General features: G+C 60.0%; 12 protein-coding genes. 7 read left to right on the top strand and 5 right to left on the bottom strand.

Annotation, left to right across the window (positions count from 1 at the left end):
• The first annotated feature begins 421 nt into the window (after positions 1-421).
• The 6 genes from tig to ppiD all read left to right on the top strand — a co-directional run bounded on the left by tig (position 422) and on the right by ppiD (position 8862).
• Positions 422-1732 carry a trigger factor gene (gene tig, locus ACM3N8_RS01945; RefSeq protein WP_043555496.1) on the top strand — a complete coding sequence of 437 codons (1311 nt, stop codon included), beginning with the start codon at positions 422-424 and terminating at the stop codon, positions 1730-1732.
• Positions 1733-1818: 86 nt separating this feature from the next.
• On the top strand, positions 1819-2442 hold the full coding sequence (clpP, locus tag ACM3N8_RS01940) for an ATP-dependent Clp endopeptidase proteolytic subunit ClpP (protein ID WP_042871569.1): 624 nt from the start codon (positions 1819-1821) through the stop codon (positions 2440-2442).
• Between the two features lie 70 nt (positions 2443-2512).
• Positions 2513-3787 carry an ATP-dependent protease ATP-binding subunit ClpX gene (clpX, locus tag ACM3N8_RS01935; RefSeq protein WP_042037414.1) on the top strand — a complete coding sequence of 425 codons (1275 nt, stop codon included), beginning with the start codon at positions 2513-2515 and terminating at the stop codon, positions 3785-3787.
• A gap of 141 nt (positions 3788-3928) precedes the next feature.
• Entirely contained in the window at positions 3929-6283 is a 2355-nt protein-coding gene (gene lon, locus ACM3N8_RS01930; protein WP_043136319.1) for an endopeptidase La, read from the top strand.
• A gap of 240 nt (positions 6284-6523) precedes the next feature.
• Positions 6524-6796 carry a nucleoid-associated protein HU-beta gene (hupB, locus tag ACM3N8_RS01925; RefSeq protein WP_005315375.1) on the top strand — a complete coding sequence of 91 codons (273 nt, stop codon included), beginning with the start codon at positions 6524-6526 and terminating at the stop codon, positions 6794-6796.
• 152 nt (positions 6797-6948) lie between these two features.
• A complete protein-coding gene (gene ppiD, locus ACM3N8_RS01920) occupies positions 6949-8862 on the top strand; it encodes a peptidylprolyl isomerase (protein ID WP_043555497.1) in 1914 nt (637 codons plus the stop codon).
• Positions 8863-9051: 189 nt separating this feature from the next.
• Here the strand turns inward: ppiD and ACM3N8_RS01915 are convergent, their stop codons facing one another.
• The 5 genes from ACM3N8_RS01915 to ACM3N8_RS01895 all read right to left on the bottom strand — a co-directional run bounded on the left by ACM3N8_RS01915 (position 9052) and on the right by ACM3N8_RS01895 (position 15300).
• Complete coding sequence (locus ACM3N8_RS01915) at positions 9052-10644, bottom strand: ABC-F family ATPase (protein WP_043555498.1); 1593 nt, start codon at positions 10642-10644, stop codon at positions 9052-9054.
• Positions 10645-10810: 166 nt separating this feature from the next.
• Entirely contained in the window at positions 10811-12466 is a 1656-nt protein-coding gene (locus ACM3N8_RS01910; protein WP_043136313.1) for a cation acetate symporter, read from the bottom strand.
• Positions 12463-12774, bottom strand: a complete 312-nt coding sequence (locus tag ACM3N8_RS01905) for a DUF485 domain-containing protein (protein ID WP_043136310.1) — start codon at positions 12772-12774, stop codon at positions 12463-12465. Before ACM3N8_RS01905 ends, ACM3N8_RS01910 begins: the two co-directional genes overlap by 4 nt.
• A gap of 109 nt (positions 12775-12883) precedes the next feature.
• On the bottom strand, positions 12884-13510 hold the full coding sequence (locus tag ACM3N8_RS01900; protein WP_290064481.1) for a 3'-5' exonuclease: 627 nt from the start codon (positions 13508-13510) through the stop codon (positions 12884-12886).
• 2 nt (positions 13511-13512) lie between these two features.
• Positions 13513-15300 (bottom strand): putative nucleotidyltransferase substrate binding domain-containing protein, encoded by a 1788-nt coding sequence (locus ACM3N8_RS01895; protein WP_290064483.1) that lies wholly within the window; start codon positions 15298-15300, stop codon positions 13513-13515.
• Positions 15301-15487: 187 nt separating this feature from the next.
• Here ACM3N8_RS01895 and ACM3N8_RS01890 point away from each other — a divergent pair, with 187 nt between their 5' ends.
• On the top strand, positions 15488-16294 hold the full coding sequence (locus tag ACM3N8_RS01890; RefSeq protein WP_098984198.1) for a crotonase/enoyl-CoA hydratase family protein: 807 nt from the start codon (positions 15488-15490) through the stop codon (positions 16292-16294).
• Positions 16295-16371: the final 77 nt, after the last annotated feature.

Below are 16371 nucleotides of genomic sequence, written 5' to 3'. Positions count from 1 at the left end.
ACTCCAGACTCATAAATTTGGCTGTCACCATAGCGAGCAGCAGCCATGGACGCAATGGTTGATGTGATGGGGTGGACAATTTGGGTCGCAGCCCGCGAACCGGGTGGCTTTTTAGCGGGAAATGAGGTGAAAAAGTAGGCCTTTGCGCGAAAAAAGGTGAGCAAGTGCAAATTCTTGTGCATTGCGCGCTTGAAGTCGGGCCTGGGCTTCCCCATATAAGAGTCAGATTTGCGCGAATTGTGCCATCTGCACCCCCGTTGGGGGATGTGTGGCTCGACTCGACCAAAGTGCGCCGCTATAATGTCGCGTCATATTTTCTCATCACAAAGACAGTCGTTGTCTTTATAAACAGGAAGACTCCGGGCTTTGCCCAGGGGCAATAAGGGTCAGCACACAGTGCTGAGTTGAACGAGGTAAAAGAATGCAAGTTTCTGTAGAGACAACCCAGGGTCTGGAACGCCGTCTTACCATCACTGTACCGGCTGCTACCGTTGACGCTGCCGTGCGTAAAGAATTGAATGGCCTGGCCAAAACCCGTCGCATCGACGGTTTCCGTCCTGGCAAGGCTCCGGTGACCATCATCAAGAAGATGTTCGGTGCCATGGCTCACGCTCGCGTTGCTGATGAAATGATGCAGAGCAACTTCATCAAGGCCATCATCGAAAACAAACTGAGCCCGGCCGGTGCCCCGACCATGGATCCGAAAGAGATCCAGGAAGGTCAGGACTTCGTATTCAGCGCCACTTTCGAAGTGTACCCCGAGTTTGAAGTGGCTGGCCTCGAGACCATCAAGGTCGAGAAGCCGGTTGCGACCGTCAAGGATGAAGATCTGGCCAACATGATCGACACCCTGCGCAAGCAGCACGCCACCTGGGCTGATGTTGATGCCGCCGCTGCCGATGGCATGCGTGTGACCATGGACTTCATCGGTTCCATCGACGGTGAAGAGTTCGACGGCGGCAAAGCCGAAGGCTTCAACCTGGTACTGGGTGCCGGCCGCATGATCCCGGGCTTCGAAGACGCCATCATGGGCAAGAAAGCAGGCGACGAGTTCACCATCGACGTGACCTTCCCGGCTGACTACCACGCCGAAAACCTGAAAGGCAAAGCCGCCAAGTTCGCTTCCAAGCTGAACAAGGTTGAAGAGCAGATCCTGCCTGAGCTGACCGAAGAGTTCGTCAAGCGTTTCGGCATCGAGAGCGGCAACGTTGAAGAGCTGAAAGCCGAAGTGCGCAAGAACATGGAGCGCGAACTGGCTCAAGCCCTGAAAAACAGCGTGAAAGAGCAAGTGCTGAACGGCTTGGTTGAAGCCAACCAGATCGATCTGCCGAAGGCTGCCGTTGCTCAGGAAATCGACACCCTGCGTCAACAGGCCCTGCAGCGTTTCGGTGGTTTCCAGGGCGGCAACGCACCTGAGCTGCCGGCCGAGCTGTTCCAGGCCCAGGCCGAGCGTCGTGTTCGCGTAGGTCTGCTGCTGGGTGACGTCATCCGCACCAACGAGATCAAGGCTGACGATGCCCGCGTGACCAGCATCATCGAGTCCATGGCCACTGCCTACGAAGATCCGAAGGAAGTGATCGAGTACTACCAGAAGAATGAGCAAATGCTGAATGGCGTGCGCAATCTGGCGGTTGAAGATCAAGCCATCGACCTGATCCTGTCCAAGGCGCAAGTGAGCGAGAAAGAAGTTGCCTTTGACGAAGTGATCAACAAGTCCGGTGCCGCTGCCTAAGAACATTTGACTTAAGGTCAAGACTGTTAAGTATAATGGCTCGTGTGATCTCCACTCGGGCCATTTTATTTTAGGGACAATGCCTTATGTACAAGAACTATAACGATGTGACTGAATCCCCACGCAATGCGCTCATCCCCATGGTGGTAGAGCAGACTGCAAAAGGGGAGCGTTCCTACGACATCTATTCTCGTCTGCTGAAGGAGCGGGTGATCTTCCTGACCGGTCAGGTCGAGGATCACATGGCGAATCTGGTGGTAGCCCAGCTGCTGTTCCTGGAGTCAGAGAACCCTGATCAGGACATCAGCATCTACATCAACTCTCCGGGTGGTGCCGTCACGGCCGGCATGTCCATTTATGACACCATGCAGTTCATCAAGCCGGATGTCAGCACAGTTTGCATGGGGCAGGCCTGCTCCATGGGCGCCTTCCTGCTGGCCGGTGGTGCCAAGGGCAAGCGCTTCTGCCTGCCCAATGCCCGCGTGATGATCCATCAGCCGTTGGGCGGTTTCCAGGGCCAGGCATCTGACATCCAGATCCATGCCCAGGAGATCCTGAAGATCAAGAATACCCTGAACGATCGTCTGGCCTTCCACACCGGACAGGACATGGCCACCATAGAGCGTGATACCGACCGTGACAATTTCATGTCGGCCGATCAAGCCGTGGCCTATGGCCTGGTAGACGGTATCCTGAGCCAGCGCGGCTGAGCAGGGTGTCCCGGACTGTTGTAAACTCAACAGGACGATCCATCCTCTATTGATAAAACGAGGTTGCTGAATGACAGAAAAACGCAAGGGTGAGGGTGATAAGCTGCTCTACTGCTCTTTTTGCGGCAAAAGCCAGCATGAAGTGCGCAAGCTGATCGCTGGCCCTTCCGTCTACATATGTGATGAGTGTGTCGAGCTGTGCAACGACATCATCCGCGAAGAGATCCGCGAGATCTCTCCCAAGCGCGATGGTAGCGAGCTGCCGACCCCTCATGAAATCCGTGCTCACCTGGATGACTATGTGATCGGGCAGGAATATGCCAAGAAGGTGTTGGCCGTGGCCGTCTACAACCACTACAAGCGTCTGCGCAACAGCAGCGAAGCCGGTGGTGTGGAGCTGGGCAAGTCCAACATTCTGCTGATTGGCCCGACCGGTAGCGGCAAGACGCTGCTGGCCGAGACACTCGCTCGTCTGCTGGATGTGCCCTTCACCATGGCCGACGCCACCACCCTGACCGAAGCCGGTTATGTGGGCGAAGACGTGGAGAACATCATCCAGAAGCTGCTGCAAAAGTGTGACTACGACGTAGAGAAGGCCCAGCGTGGCATCGTCTACATCGACGAGATCGACAAGATCTCCCGCAAGTCAGACAACCCCTCCATTACCCGCGATGTGTCCGGGGAAGGGGTGCAGCAGGCCCTGCTCAAGCTGATCGAAGGCACCATAGCTTCCGTCCCGCCGCAAGGTGGACGCAAGCACCCGCAGCAGGAGTTCTTGCAGGTCGATACCTCCAAGATCCTCTTTATCTGTGGTGGCGCCTTTGCCGGTCTGGACAAGGTCATCGAGCAGCGCTCGGTCAAGGGCACCGGCATAGGGTTTGGCGCTGACGTCAAATCCAAGAATGCCAGAGCGACCCTGAGCGAGAACTTCGCCAAGGTGGAGCCGGAAGATCTGATCAAATACGGTCTGATCCCCGAGTTCATCGGTCGTCTGCCAGTAGTGGCGACCCTGACTGAGCTGGACGAGGCTGCCCTCATCCAGATCCTGAAAGAGCCGAAAAACGCGCTGACCAAGCAATATGCCGCGTTGTTCGATCTGGAAGGGGTGGAGCTGGAGTTCCGTGACGACGCCCTGAACGCCATTGCGCGCAAGGCGATGGAGCGGAAAACCGGTGCCCGTGGTCTGAGATCCATAGTGGAAGCCGTGCTGCTCGATACCATGTATGACCTGCCGTCCCTGGACGGTGTCAGCAAGGTGGTGATCGACGAGACGGTGATCAAAGGGGACTCCGCGCCCTTGATGATCTACGAAAATCCCGAGACCCAGGCCGCCGCATCAGAGTAACAGTCTGATTTTTAATCAAATGAAAGGGGCTTTTTGCCCCTTTCATGCTTTTTACGGTTTCGGCGATTGAATCTCATCTCTGCGCCCCCATATACTCAGCCAAGCGCTTTGCCAACGGTATAACAAGCCGAGAGGACATATATGAACCTAGAGCGTTCAGAACGCATCGAGATTCCCGTCCTGCCTCTTCGTGACGTGGTGGTTTACCCCCACATGGTCATTCCACTCTTTGTGGGGCGGGAAAAATCCATTCGCTGTCTGGAAGCGGCCATGGAGCAGGACAAGAAAGTTCTGCTGGTGGCCCAGAAGGATGCGTCAACCGATGAGCCGACGGTCGAGGAGATCTTCTCCGTCGGGACAGTGGCCAATATTCTACAGATGCTCAAGCTGCCTGATGGCACCGTCAAGGTGCTGGTGGAGGGTGGCCAGCGTGCCCGTCTTGAGCGGATGATCGATGACAAGGACTTCTTCGTCGGTGAGGCGCAGTACATCGCCTCCACCGCCATCGACGAGAAGGACCAGGATGTGCTGGTACGCTCCGCCATCGGTCAGTTTGAAGGCTATATCAAGCTCAACAAGAAGATCCCGCCCGAGGTACTGACCTCGATTTCGGCGATCGACGACGCTGCGCGTCTGGCCGATACCATGGCCGCGCACATGCCGCTCAAGCTCGAAGACAAGCAGAAGGTGCTGGAAATCGCCTCTGTGTCCGAGCGCATCGAGTTTCTGATGGCGATGATGGAGTCGGAGATTGACCTGCTGCAGGTCGAAAAACGCATCCGCACTCGCGTCAAGAAGCAGATGGAGAAGAGCCAGCGTGAGTACTACCTCAACGAGCAGATGAAGGCCATCCAGAAAGAGCTGGGTGAGCTGGAAGACAGCCCGGATGAATTCGAAGCCCTCAATCGCAAGATTGAAGAGGCGGGGATGCCGGAGGAGGCCCGTGACAAGGCCCAGGCCGAGCTCTCCAAGCTGAAGATGATGTCCCCCATGTCTGCCGAAGCCACTGTAGTACGCAGCTACGTCGACTGGATGGTGCAGGTGCCGTGGAAGGCGCGTTCCAAGGTCAAGAAAGACCTTGGCAAGGCGCAAGAGGTGCTGGACGCGGATCACTTTGGCCTGGAGAAGGTCAAGGATCGCATCCTCGAGTACCTGGCGGTGCAGGCGCGGGTGAACAAGCTCAAGGGCCCCATCCTCTGTCTGGTCGGGCCTCCCGGTGTGGGCAAGACCTCGCTGGGCCAGTCTATCGCCAAGGCGACCGGTCGCAAGTACGTGCGCATGGCGCTCGGCGGCGTGCGTGACGAGGCGGAGATCCGCGGTCACCGTCGTACCTACATCGGCTCCATGCCCGGCAAGCTCATCCAGAAGATGGCGAAGGTTGGCGTGAAGAACCCGCTGTTCCTGCTCGATGAAATCGACAAGATGAGCTCGGACATGCGTGGCGATCCCGCATCCGCCTTGCTGGAAGTGCTGGATCCGGAACAGAACAACAGCTTCAACGATCACTACCTGGAAGTGGATTATGACCTGTCGGACGTGATGTTCGTGGCCACCTCCAACTCCATGAACATCCCGGGTCCGCTGCTGGACCGGATGGAAGTGATCCGTCTCTCCGGTTACACCGAAGACGAGAAGCTCAACATTGCCAAGCAGCATCTGGTTGCCAAGCAGATCCAGCGCAACGGCCTGAAAGAGTCCGAGATCACCATCGAAGATTCTGCCCTGGTCGGGGTGATCCGCTACTACACCCGCGAGGCGGGGGTGCGGAATCTGGAGCGCGAGATCTCCAAGATTTGTCGCAAGGCGGTCAAGCGCATCCTGCTGGACAAGAGCATCAAGCATGTTCAGGTCAATCAGGCCAACCTCAAGGAGTTCCTCGGGGTACAGCGTTTCGATTACGGCAAGGCCACCGACCAGAACCAGGTGGGTCAGGTATGTGGTCTGGCGTGGACCGAAGTGGGGGGCGATCTGCTCACCATCGAGACCACCAACATGCCGGGCAAGGGCAAGCTCACCTACACCGGTTCGCTCGGTGACGTGATGCAGGAGTCCATCCAGGCCGCCATGACGGTGGTGCGGGCCCGTGCCGAGAAGCTGCGCATCAATGCGGACTTCTACGAGAAGCGCGATATCCACGTGCACGTGCCGGAAGGGGCGACCCCGAAAGACGGTCCGAGTGCCGGTATCGCCATGTGTACCGCCCTGGTCTCCAGCTTGACCGGCAATCCGGTCCGTGCTGATGTGGCCATGACGGGGGAAATCACCTTGCGCGGCGAAGTGCTGCCCATCGGCGGTCTCAAAGAGAAGCTGCTGGCGGCGCATCGCGGTGGCATCAAGCGTGTGCTGATCCCGAAAGAGAACGAGCGGGACCTCGAGGAGATCCCGGACAACGTCAAACAAGACCTTGAAATCTATCCGGTTCGCTGGATTGACGAGGTGCTGGAACTGGCGTTGCAGGACAATCCGCAGGGGTTTGAGCGCGTTTCTGTCGTGTAAATGTTGATGCGCCGCAAATTTGGCGCATTCGGGGGGTGGTTAAGGCTTGCATGCGCCGGGTAACGGAAGTAGCCTTGACCACCGATCGGGTACTCATGATGAGTCGCAATGCGTGATGTGGCGCGGGTTTGCGCTAGATTGTCACTTGCAACTGATCAGGAGGCTTGCTATAAAACCTCCACTTGTTGTGGCCAGGGAAATCGGCGCCGCAGCGATGTTCGATAAAAGGGGAATATAAGAGTGAATAAATCTCAACTGATTGACAAGATTGCAGACGGTGCTGATATCTCCAAAGCCGCTGCTGGCCGTGCGCTGGATGCTTTCATTGACGCCGTTGGTGAAGCCCTGAAAGAGGGTGACCAGGTTGCTCTGGTGGGTTTCGGTACTTTCGCCGTGCGCGAGCGTGCTGCCCGTTCTGGCCGTAACCCGCAAACTGGCGCGACCATCGAAATCGCCGCTGGTAAAGTTCCTGCCTTCAAAGCCGGTAAGGCCCTGAAAGACGCTGTCAACTAAGTCCGGGCGCTGATATCACATCGGCCACCGTCCTTGGTCGCAGACCAGACAAGTGAGAGGGCTCTCCCTCATACTGATTGACCAAGGCGCATCGCAATCGGTGCGCCTTTTCATTATTTACGCCCATCGAGTTCGGGAGCATAAGTACAAACATGATGTTGGATAAACTACGCGAAGGGGCGCAGGGCAAGGTAGCCAAGGTTATCTTGGGCCTGATCATCCTCTCCTTTGCCTTGGCCGGTGTAGGTAGCTACCTCAATGGCCCGGCACGTACCGCCCCCGCCACCGTCAACGGCAATGAGATCAGCTCGGCTGCGCTGGAAAATGCCTATCGCAACGAGCGGGCCCGCATGGAATCCCAAATGGGGGAGTCTTTCAGCCAGTTGGCCGCCAATCCCGATTACATGAAGCAGTTCCGCCGCGGTGTGCTGGACCGGCTGATCGATCAGGCCCTGTTTGACAGCAAGGCCCGCGAGCTGGGTCTGCGCGTCAGCGACGAGCAGATCAAGCAGGCCATCGTCGCCATGCCGGAGTTTGCCGAAGATGGCAAATTCAACAATGACCGCTACCTGCAGCTCATTCGTCGTGCCGGCATGACCCCCGAGATGTTCCGTGACTCCCTGCGCCAGGACATGGTGCGTCAGCAGCTGATGGGCGCCTTGCTGGGCTCCGAATTTGCACTCAAGGGTGAAGCCGAGCAGCTCGACCGGATCTACAACCAGACCCGGGATCTGCGCCTGGTGCGTCTGGCTGCCGCTGCCTACATGGGGGATGTTCAAGTTTCCGATGAGGAAGTGGATCAGTACTACAAGACCAACAGCGCCCGTTTCATGAACGACGAGAAGGTCAAGGTCGACTATCTGCTGCTGGATGCCGCCACCCTCGGCAAGGATATCAAGGTCACCGAGCAGGATGCCCAGGATTACTACGATCAGCACCAGGACCTGTTCCAGCGTGCCGAGCGTCGTCACGTGGCGCATATCCTGATCCCGTTTGGCAAGGACGAGAAGGCGGCCGAGCAGAAGGCTGACGCCCTGCTGGCACAGGCCAAGGGGGGCGATGATTTTGCCGCGCTGGCCAAGGCCAACTCTTCCGACACCTTCTCCGCCAAGAAGGGCGGCGAGCTCGACTGGTTCGAGAAAGGGGTGATGGATCCGGCATTCGAGAAGGCGGCCTTCGCGCTGGCCAAGGCGGGCGATCTCTCCACCGTGGTGAAGAGCCCGTTCGGCTTCCACGTCATCAAGCTGCTGGGGGTTGAACCGGCCCAGACCAAGCCGTTTGCCGATGTGAAAGCGGAGACCATCAGCCGTCTGCAAGCTGACAAGGCCAAGGAGCTGTTCTTTGCCGAGCAGCAGAAGATGGCTGACAGCAGCTTCGAGAACCCGGATTCGCTGGATTTGACCGCCGATGCCATGGGCCTGAAGGTCATCTCCTCTGACTACTTCAGTCAGGCTGATGCGCCGGCACCGCTCAATGATCCCAAGGCGCTGTCCACTGCCTTCTCCGAGCAGCTGCGCGATGACAACACCAACTCCGACGTGATCGAGCTGGCGGATGGCAAGGCCCTGGTCATGCACATCACCGGCCATCAACCGAAAGCGGCCAAACCGCTGGCGGAGATCAAGGAGCAGGTGATTGCTGCCATCAAGCACGACAAGGCCAGTGAAGTGGCCCGTGGCAAGGCGCAGGGTCTGCTGGACAAGCTGAAGGCTGGTGAGAACATCCAGGCCGATCTGACTGCACTGGGTCTGAAGGTGGAGACGCACAAGGGCGTTGCCCGCTTCACTCAGGAGATGGATCAGAACCTGTTGGCCCAGGCGTTCCGCATGCCTCATCCGCAGGATGGCAAGCCGAGCGTCGAGCTGGTGACCGAAGCCAATGGCGATCGCGTCGTGGTGGCCCTGGACAAGGTCAACGTGACCAAGGAGCCATCCCAGATGGTCAGCTTGCTGCAAGGCCAGCTTGGCCAGGGCAAGGCTCAGGTGAGCTACAAGTCGCTGATCGACGAGCTGCGCAAAGCTGCCAAGATCGAGTACTTCACCGATGTGGAAGCCACAGTCGAATAAACCCGACCGGTTGCAACCCATTGAAAACGGCCCCGTGATGGGGCCGTTTTTTTATCTGCAGGAGTCTGACTGCGTTGACTGCGTTGCAGTGCAGAGCAGGTTGATCGTCAGCAGGGGACTATCCCGGCCATAAAAAAACCGGCAATCACTTGCCGGTTTTTTCTATTCAAGCGCCTTGGCTGGCGAGGCTTATACCACGCCCTGAGTGCGCAGGTAATCCTCGTAGGTACCGCCGAAGTCGCGGATGCCGTTCTCGGTCAGCTCCATGATGCGGGTCGCCAGGGACGACACGAACTCACGGTCGTGGGAGACGAAGATCAGGGTCCCCTGATACATCTCCAGCGCCAGGTTCAAGGATTCGATGGATTCCATGTCCAGGTGGTTGGTCGGCTCATCCATGATCAGGATGTTGGGACGCTGCATCATCAGCTTGCCGAACAGCATGCGACCCTGCTCGCCACCGGAGAGTACCTTGACCGGCTTCTTGATGTCGTCCTGGGTGAACAGCAGACGACCCAGCACGGAGCGTACCGCCTGCTCGTCTTCGTTGGCCTGTTTCCACTGGGCCATCCAGTCGAACACGTTGAGATCTGTGTCGAAGTCCTCGGCGTGATCCTGGGCGTAGTAGCCGATCTGGGCGTTTTCGGACCACTTGATGGTGCCGCTGTCCGGTGCCAGCTCGCCCATGAGGGTCTTGATCAGGGTGGATTTACCTATGCCGTTGGTACCCAGAATGGCGACCTTCTCGCCCACTTCCAGCATCATGCTCAGGCCCTTGAACAGGGGCGCTTCACCGTAGCCCTTGGCAACGCCTTCCACTTCCAGGATGTTGCGGTAGAGCTTCTTCTCCTGCTCGAAGCGGATGAAGGGGTTCTGACGGCTGGAGACCTTCACTTCCTCGATCTTGATCTTGTCGATCTGCTTGAGGCGGGAGGTGGCCTGGCTCGACTTGGAGGCGTTGGCGCTGAAACGGGAGACGAAGGATTGCAGATCGGCGATCTGGGCCTTCTTCTTGGCGTTGTCGGAGATCAGACGCTCGCGGGCCTGGGTGGCCGCCGTCATGTAGTCGTCGTAGTTGCCCGGGTAGACGCGCAGCTCGCCGTAGTCCAGATCCGCCATGTGGGTGCAGACGGAGTTCAGGAAGTGACGGTCGTGAGAGATGATGATCATGGTACTTTCACGATCGTTGAGCACCTGTTCCAGCCAGCGAATGGTGTTGATGTCCAGGTTGTTGGTCGGTTCGTCCAGCAGCAGGATGTCGGGGTTGGAGAACAGCGCCTGTGCCAGCAGCACCCGCAGCTTCCAGCCCGGAGCCACTTCGCTCATGGGGCCGTTGTGCAGCTCGATGGGAATGCCGGCACCCAGCAGCAGCTCGCCTGCGCGGGCCTCGGCGGTGTAACCGTCATACTCGGCGACCAGACCTTCCAGCTCGGCGGCCTTCATGTAGTCGTCGTCGGTGGCTTCCAGGTTGGCGTAGATGGCATCGCGCTCGGCGATGGCGGCCCACAGCTCGTTGTGGCCCATCATGACCACGTCCAGCACGCGCATCTCTTCGTAGGCGAACTGATCCTGGCGCAGCTTACCGATGCGCTCATTGACGTCCAGGCTCACATTACCGCCAGTGGGCTCAAGGTCGCCACCGAGGATCTTCATGAAGGTGGACTTGCCACAGCCGTTGGCGCCAATCAGGCCATAGCGGTTGCCGCCGCCAAACTTGACGTTGATGTTCTCGAACAGCGGCTTGGCGCCGAATTGCATGGTGATATTGTTGCTGCTTAACAAAGGATGTGTCCCGGGTTGTCTGCCAAATGGCGCGCATTATGGCACAGATCCCCCGAAAGTTTTAGCAAGAACTGTGATCCGCCCCCATTGCGCATGGCTTGCCGCTCATGATGGGCGACCATGAAAAAAGCCGGCACAGGGCCGGCTTGCAAAAGGGGATCCGCGCTTAGTGGGCGGTGGCGCTGGAGGCGCCCAGCCCGGTTTGTGAGCGGACGAACTGGGGCAGGAACTTGGCGTGCTCGTCGGCCGCATTCTGCGACTTGTCGGTGACCGAGAACAGCCAGATCCCGATGAAGGCCACTGCCATGGAGAAGAGGGCAGGGTACTCGTAGGGGAAGATGGCCTGGGCATGGCCCAGCACCTTCACCCACACGGTCGGGCCCAGGATCATCAGGCTGACCGCACTGACCAGCCCGAGCCAGCCACCGTAGACGGCGCCGCGGGTGGTCAGACGGGACCAGAACATGGAGAGGAAGAGCACCGGGAAGTTGCAGCTGGCCGCGATGGAGAAGGCCAGACCCACCATGAAGGCGATGTTCTGCTTCTCGAACAGGATCCCCAGACCGATGGCGACCACTCCCAGCACCACAGTGGTGTACTTGGAGACGCGCAGCTCGTCGGTTTCGTTGGCCTTGCCCTTCTTGATGACGCTGGCGTAGAGGTCGTGGGAAACCGCCGAGGCGCCCGCCAGGGTCAGGCCCGAGACCACCGCCAGTATGGTGGCGAAGGCGACGGCCGAGATGAAGCCGAGGAACAGGCTGCCGCCGACCGCATCGGCCAGGTGAATGGCCGCCATGTTGGTGCCGCCCAGCAGGGCGCCGGTGGCATCCTTGAAGGCCGGGTTGGTGCTGACCAGCAGGATGGCGCCAAAGCCGATGATGAAGGTCAGTATGTAGAAATAACCGATGAAGCCGGTAGCGTAGAACACGCTCTTGCGCGCTTCCTTGGCATCGCTCACGGTGAAGAAGCGCATCAGTATGTGGGGCAGGCCGGCGGTGCCGAACATCAGGGCCAGACCGAGCGAGATAGCGGAGATGGGATCGGCCACCAGACCTCCCGGGCTCATGATGGCGATGCCCTTCTCATGCACCTTGACCGCCTCGCTGAACAGGGCGCCTATGTCGAAGTTGACGGACTTCATCACCATGATGGCCATGAAGCTGGCACCGGAGAGCAGCATCACCGCCTTGATGATCTGCACCCAGGTGGTGGCGAGCATGCCGCCAAACAGCACGTAGAGCACCATCAGTATGCCGACCAGCACCACGGCGACGTGGTATTGCAGGCCGAACAGCAGCTCGATGAGCTTGCCGGCCCCCACCATCTGGGCGATCAGGTAGAGCGCTACCACCACCAGGGAGCCGCTGGCGGAGAGGGTGCGGACCTCGGTCTGCTTGAGACGGTAGGAAGCCACGTCGGCAAAGGTATATTTGCCGAGGTTGCGCAGCCGCTCCGCGATCAGGAACAGTATGATGGGCCAACCCACCAGGAAGCCGATGGAGTAGATGAGGCCATCGTAGCCCGAGGTGTAGACCAGGGCCGAGATGCCGAGGAAGGAGGCGGCGGACATGTAGTCGCCGGCGATGGCCAGCCCGTTCTGGAAGCCGGTGATGCGGCCGCCGGCGGCATAGTAGTCGGAGGCCGAGCGGTTGCGCTTGGAGGCCCAGTAGGTGATGAACAGGGTGCCCGCCACGAAGATCACGAACATGACGATGGCCGAGATGTTGAGGGGTTGGCGATGGACTTCACCGGTCAGCGCGTCGGCCGCCAGCAGGGGGGAAGAGGCCAGCGAGGCCAGCAACAGCAGAGACTTGCCTTTCATGATTGCACTCCCTTGAGGATCTTCTGGTTCAACTCGTCAAACTCGCCGTTGGCACGGAACACGTAGATGCCGGTCAGCACGAAGGAGGCGAGGATCAGCCCCACCCCGACCGGGATGCCACGGGTGATGGTGGAGCCCTGGCTCAAGGGGGTGCCGAGCCAGCCGGGGGCAAAGGCGATGAGCATGATGAAGGCCAGGTAGAGCCCCAACATCAGGATGGAGAGGGTCCAGGCGAAGCGCTGACGCTTGGCGATCAGCTCCTGGAAGTTGGGATCTTGCTGGATCCGAAGATAAGGTTGCTGTTCCATTGCAGTTCTCCATGACATTGAGTGTCAGCGGTGGATGAAGGGAGGTCCCTACCGAGCAGCAGACCTGCTCATGTAAGTGAAATGTGAATTAAATGTTATTTATGGGCAATTAGACTTTGGGATAAGCCAATGGCCCGCCTTGGGTCAGGCGCAGGTAGATGAGGGCGGCCGTGATGGCGTCACTCAGGGCGTCGTGGACGGGCAGGGGAGGCAATGCCAGGTGCTGGCAGATGGCGGCCAGATGCAAGTCGATGGCGGCGTCGGGATAGCGCCGGTAGAGGCTGTCGTGATAGAGGCGGCTCACCTCTATGCCTCGCTGGGGCAGGGTCAACCCCCACAGTCTCTGGCAGGCCAGGTTGAGAATGCGCAGGTCGTAGGCGATGTGATAGCCCACCAGTTCACGGGGGCCGATAAAGTCGAGCAGCAGGTGCAGCGCGGCTTCCAGCGTCAATCCCTGTTGCAGATCCTGATGGCGCAGGCCGTGGATCACCACGGATTGCGCGCTCAGACTGGCGGGTGGCTGCACCTTGAGGGTGAGCGCCTCTCCGGTCAGCAGCCGGTTGCCCTGGATGCGCACGGCGCCGATGGAGACTATCTCCGCCCGCTCGGGATCCAGGCTGGTGGTCTCGAAATCGAGGGCGATCCGCTCATCGCCCGGCGGTGGGGCGAAGAGCGGGGCGAACTCTCCCTCACGGAAGGCACGACCAAACCAACGGCGTCGCCAGTGGTTCCACATGCCTATTGTCTCAGACGAAAGTGCAAGGTGAGCCACTGCTGGAATTTCTTCACCTGATGCAGCGCCTGGCGCAGCAGATCCCGCTCGCCGTGGCTGAGTTCGCTTACCAGCACCCGGCTGTCGCCCCCCTTGAGCTGGCTGCGCAAGCGCAAGCGGATAAAGAGCCGGAACGCCTCAGCCAGGTTGGCGCCATAGCTGGCGCTGAGCCGATCGCACGCCACCAGCGCCTCGATGCGCCCCAGGGTCGAGGTCTCCAGAATGGTCGCCTCCAGCGCCAGCATGCGGATACCGTGCACCAGCGGGAAGAGGCCGCCGCGCTTGAGATCCAGCCCGTCCGGCGCCCGCTCCAGCCGGCCAAACAGAGTCAGCGGCGCATGAAAGGCCACCGCCGGCCGCACCATCTCCGCCAGCAGATCCTGCCGATCGGCCAGTTGCTCCCGCAGCTTGCGGGCGACGGGAGGCAGCAGACCGCGATCCCCGGCGATAGGGTGGGCATCGGCCAGGGTGGCGAGCCAGAGCAGATCCTCTTCACTGGCCTCGATGCAGGCTCGCTCGATCTCCTGTTGCCAGAGCGCCAGGGGCTTCACCCAGGCCGGATTGTTGACCATCACCCGGCCGGGGCAGGGCGGGTAGCCGAGCCGGGCCAGCAGATCGCTGAAGGCGGCCAAGTCGGCCTGCTGATTCGGCCAGTGCAGGCCGGCGGGCAGGATCAGGGCATTGTCCTGATCGGTTTTCTGGATCTGCTCGCCGCGCCCCTCCGAGCCCAGCATCAGCAGACACACCTTGTCCTGCACCTCGGGCGGGATCACCAGGACAAAGGCCTTGGCGATCAGCTGTTCGTTGATGGTGGCGATGAGCCGCATCAGGAAGGCGGTGTGGATCCCCTGGCCGAACAGGGAGCGGGTCAGCTGTTGCTGCTCCCGGGCCACCGCTTCCAGCACCGGCTGGGAGTCTGCCCGGGCGATGCGCAGGGTCAGCACGTGGGAGTGGGTGGAAAAGAGCCCCAGCACCTGGGTCAGCTGCAATATGCCCGCCACCTCGCCTTGTTGCCAGATGACCAGCCGCTTGATGCGATGACGGGTCATCAATAACAGGGCATCGAACAGGTAACTGCCCAGCGGCAGGCCAATCAGCGGTGTCGGGGTCAGCACGGCGAGTGGCGCCGTCAGCGGCAGTCCCTTCAGGGTGAGGGCGTGCAGCAGTGTCTTGCGGGTCGCCAGGGTCAGGCTGCCATCCGGCGCCGGGTAGAGCAGGCAATCCGTGCCCTTGGCCACCATGGCCTCGGTGGCCGCCAGCAGGCTGAGGCGGTTTTCGACGACGAGCGGCGCCTGCAGATGGCCGGGTTCGATGCGGGTCAGGATAAATTCCGCCAGATTCTTCTGGCCCAGCTGTTCCCGTTGCTCCTGCTGCTGTTGCCGCTCGACCAGATTGGCGGTGAAGTAGCTGGCCAGCGCCGGCGCCTGCTCGCAGAGGGCCAGAAAGGTGTGGCGGGGGATCAGCTGGCAGAGGGTATCTTCCAGCGCCGTGAAGCTGTGGCGACAGCGGCCGTCAAACTGGGCGCGCACGTCGAACAGATCATCGACCCCGTAGTCACCGAAGTGGTGGTGAGGCGCCGACTCCTCCACCGCCCCCTTGATGACGAGGTAGAGGCCGGGCGGAATATCACCGGCGTTGAGCACCACCTGGCCCGCGCGGAAATAGCAGATGGAGAGGCTCTGCGCGAGCCGCTGGCGCTCCTCGGCGCTCAGGCTGTCAAACGGCGGGCGGGCAAAGTTGAACAGGGTGGTCATGGCAATCCTTGGCCGGTGGCGTCTGGTCAGTCTGACAAAGCGGTAGCATCTGAGCCAGCCGACTTTAGTCGCACGCGGCATCTGCAACGGGAAACATATGCCCTCGCTGTACCTGGCGATAACACTCTGATAACGTGGTGGTATGACCAGTGAGTCAATAACAGGGATCAAGGAGAGGACAAGGGAGATGGAAAAACCAAGGGTCAAGTGCGAGATCCGGGACGGCATCGCCGAAGTGATGCTGGCGCGGGGGGACAAGCTCAATGCGCTGGATAGAAGCATGTTCGGCGCCATCGACGAGACGCTGACGCAGCTCGCGCAGCACAAGGGGTTGCGGGCCGTGATCCTGCACGGTGAAGGGCGTGCCTTCTGCGCCGGACTGGATGTGAAATCCATGCTCAAGCAGCCGGTGGCGGCGCTCGATATCCTCAAGCGCGAGGCGGATGAGGCGACCAACCTGGCCCAGCGGGTGGCTTACGGCTGGCATCAGCTGCCGGTGCCCGTGATTGCGGTGACCCAGGGGGTCTGTTTTGGTGGCGGCCTGCAAATTGCGCTGGGGGCCGATTTTAGGTTCAGCACCCCGGATTGCCGCTTCTCGGTGATGGAGATCAAGTGGGGCATCATTCCCGACATGAGCGGCAGCGTCACCCTGCGCAACCTGATGGGGGTGGACACGGCCATGGAGCTGGCCATGAGCGGGCGTGAATGCGATGCGCTGGAGGCGAGATCCCTCGGGCTGGTGAGCCGGGTCTGCGAAGATCCGCTGGCCCAGGCGCGGGAGTTCGCGAAGACCCTCATCACCAAGTCGCCGGACGCGCTGGCGGGGATCAAGCAGCTCTACCATCAGGCCTGGGCCCGCAGCGATGAGGTGATGCTCAAGGAAGAGACCCGTTTGCAGAGACAGATCCTGGGGCGCCCCAACCAGTGGCGCGCCACCCTCAACAGCCTGTTTCGCTGGCGCTTGCCATTCGGGCCCAGGCGCAACGCGCTCTGAGCGGCCCGTACCCCAGACTGATGCAGAACAAATGAAAATGGCAGCCGAGGCTGCCATTTATGAATTCATAATGTGTT

The organism is Aeromonas sp. A04 (assembly GCF_047780465.1).
Lineage (GTDB): Bacteria > Pseudomonadota > Gammaproteobacteria > Enterobacterales > Aeromonadaceae > Aeromonas > Aeromonas bestiarum.
Note: the sequence above shows the minus strand (reverse complement) of the source record. Positions and strands in the feature narration are given on the sequence as shown.

Coding starts and splice junctions, on each gene's coding strand:
- tig (WP_043555496.1), top strand. CDS start 422: ATGCAAGTTTCTGTAGAGACAACCCAGGGTCTGGAACGCCGTCTTACC.
- clpP (WP_042871569.1), top strand. CDS start 1,819: ATGTACAAGAACTATAACGATGTGACTGAATCCCCACGCAATGCGCTC.
- clpX (WP_042037414.1), top strand. CDS start 2,513: ATGACAGAAAAACGCAAGGGTGAGGGTGATAAGCTGCTCTACTGCTCT.
- lon (WP_043136319.1), top strand. CDS start 3,929: ATGAACCTAGAGCGTTCAGAACGCATCGAGATTCCCGTCCTGCCTCTT.
- ppiD (WP_043555497.1), top strand. CDS start 6,949: ATGATGTTGGATAAACTACGCGAAGGGGCGCAGGGCAAGGTAGCCAAG.
- ACM3N8_RS01910 (WP_043136313.1), bottom strand. CDS start 12,466: ATGAAAGGCAAGTCTCTGCTGTTGCTGGCCTCGCTGGCCTCTTCCCCC.
- ACM3N8_RS01905 (WP_043136310.1), bottom strand. CDS start 12,774: ATGGAACAGCAACCTTATCTTCGGATCCAGCAAGATCCCAACTTCCAG.
- ACM3N8_RS01900 (WP_290064481.1), bottom strand. CDS start 13,510: ATGTGGAACCACTGGCGACGCCGTTGGTTTGGTCGTGCCTTCCGTGAG.
- ACM3N8_RS01895 (WP_290064483.1), bottom strand. CDS start 15,300: ATGACCACCCTGTTCAACTTTGCCCGCCCGCCGTTTGACAGCCTGAGC.
- ACM3N8_RS01890 (WP_098984198.1), top strand. CDS start 15,488: ATGGAAAAACCAAGGGTCAAGTGCGAGATCCGGGACGGCATCGCCGAA.